Source organism: Oceanobacillus alkalisoli, assembly GCF_022213125.1.
Lineage (GTDB): Bacteria > Bacillota > Bacilli > Bacillales > Amphibacillaceae > Oceanobacillus > Oceanobacillus alkalisoli.
Genome location: NZ_JAKNRA010000039.1, coordinates 1 through 1,131, shown reverse-complemented (window position 1 = coordinate 1,131; position 1,131 = coordinate 1). Strand labels below are relative to the sequence as shown.

Sequence of the window (1,131 nt, the reverse complement as noted above, 5' to 3'; positions counted from 1 at the left end):
ACCGTCATCTATTCTTAGCTTCAAAAATTGATTCAGGGATAAAAAGCTTTCGTTAGATCAATCCAACGTTTTACTTCTTACCTCTTTTTCATACTGGTTGTTTTGTTCAGTTTTCAAAGAGCAAATTAAAAGTCGCACTCAATTTCAGCGACTAAGAAATGTTATCATATACTTTCGGATATGTCAACTATTCTTTGTAGATGGTGGAGCCTAGCGGGATCGAACCGCTGACCTCCTGCGTGCAAGGCAGGCGCTCTCCCAGCTGAGCTAAGGCCCCTTTATGATATGAATGGTCGGGAAGACAGGATTTGAACCTGCGGCCCCTTGGTCCCAAACCAAGTGCTCTACCAAGCTGAGCTACTTCCCGTTTATATATGGCGCGCCCGAGAGGAGTCGAACCCCTAACCTTTTGATCCGTAGTCAAACGCTCTATCCAATTGAGCTACGGGCGCAAGATGGTGCCGAGGACCGGAATCGAACCGGTACGGTAGTAACCTACCGCAGGATTTTAAGTCCTGTGCGTCTGCCAGTTCCGCCACCCCGGCAAGGGTTGGAGCGGAAGACGGGATTCGAACCCGCGACCCCCACCTTGGCAAGGTGGTGTTCTACCACTGAACTACTTCCGCTCGTTTTTAAATCATATATAAATGCGGGTGAAGGGACTTGAACCCCCACGTCCGAAGACACTAGATCCTAAGTCTAGCGCGTCTGCCAATTCCGCCACACCCGCGCATTAAAATGGTGAGCCATACAGGATTCGAACCTGTGACCCTCTGATTAAAAGTCAGATGCTCTACCGACTGAGCTAATGGCTCGCAATAAATCAAAATTGAGTATTGATTAAAAGTGGTGCCGGCCAGAGGACTTGAACCCCCAACCTACTGATTACAAGTCAGTTGCTCTACCAATTGAGCTAGGCCGGCTAAATGGTGGAGGATGCAGGACTTGAACCTGCGACCCCCTGCTTGTAAGGCAGGTGCTCTCCCAGCTGAGCTAATCCTCCGTTTAATATGCCTGGCAACGTCCTACTCTCGCAGAGACAAGGTCTCAACTACCATCGGCGCTGGAAAGCTTAACTGCTGTGTTCGGTATGGGAACAGGTGTGACCTTTCCGCCTTCATTACCAGACAT

Annotated in this window: 9 tRNA genes and 1 rRNA gene; all 10 read right to left on the bottom strand. The window is 49.3% G+C overall.

The features are described from left to right. Positions 1-201: 201 nt before the first annotated feature. Positions 202-277 (bottom strand) — tRNA-Ala (locus L3V42_RS18025). A 13-nt stretch (positions 278-290) separates the two neighbouring features. Continuing rightward, positions 291-367 (bottom strand) — tRNA-Pro (locus L3V42_RS18020). Between the two features lie 8 nt (positions 368-375). Continuing rightward, a tRNA-Arg gene (locus L3V42_RS18015) sits at positions 376-452 on the bottom strand. Between the two features lie 4 nt (positions 453-456). Then, positions 457-545 (bottom strand) — tRNA-Leu (locus L3V42_RS18010). 6 nt (positions 546-551) lie between these two features. Continuing rightward, positions 552-626 (bottom strand) — tRNA-Gly (locus tag L3V42_RS18005). A 22-nt stretch (positions 627-648) separates the two neighbouring features. Next, positions 649-730 (bottom strand) — tRNA-Leu (locus L3V42_RS18000). Between the two features lie 9 nt (positions 731-739). After that, a tRNA-Lys gene (locus L3V42_RS17995) sits at positions 740-815 on the bottom strand. A 32-nt stretch (positions 816-847) separates the two neighbouring features. Beyond that, a tRNA-Thr gene (locus L3V42_RS17990) sits at positions 848-923 on the bottom strand. 4 nt (positions 924-927) lie between these two features. Beyond that, a tRNA-Val gene (locus tag L3V42_RS17985) sits at positions 928-1,003 on the bottom strand. A gap of 9 nt (positions 1,004-1,012) precedes the next feature. Further along, positions 1,013-1,128, bottom strand: a 5S ribosomal RNA gene (gene rrf, locus L3V42_RS17980). Positions 1,129-1,131 lie beyond the last annotated feature (3 nt).